Origin of the sequence: Neisseria sp. P0008.S010, assembly GCF_051962715.1 — a bacterium.
Taxonomy (GTDB): Bacteria; Pseudomonadota; Gammaproteobacteria; order Burkholderiales; family Neisseriaceae; genus Neisseria; species Neisseria elongata.
In genome coordinates this window covers 1-291 of record NZ_JBQCVA010000245.1, presented here as the reverse complement: position 1 = coordinate 291, position 291 = coordinate 1, and the positions used below count along the sequence as shown (strand labels likewise).

Annotated in this window: 1 rRNA gene; it reads right to left on the bottom strand. The window is 53.3% G+C overall.

Annotation, left to right across the window (positions count from 1 at the left end):
• A 16S ribosomal RNA gene (locus ACTHSL_RS13420) occupies positions 1-291 on the bottom strand; the annotation flags it as partial.

Below are 291 nucleotides of genomic sequence, written 5' to 3'. Positions count from 1 at the left end.
CTCGAATGCCGGTCCAGGGTTGAGCCCTGGGATTTGACATTCGACTTCCGAAACCACCTACAGACGCTTTACACCCAATCATTCCGGTTAACGCTTGCACCCTCTGTCTTACCGCGGCTGCTGGCACAGAGTTGGCCGGTGCTTATTCCTCAGGTACAGTCATTTATTCTTCCCTGAGAAAAGGAGTTTACAATCCACGGACCTTCTTCCTCCACGCGGCATTGCTCCGTCAGGCTTTCGCCCATTGCGGAAAATTCCTCACTGCTGCCACCCGTAGGCTGTCTCTTATAC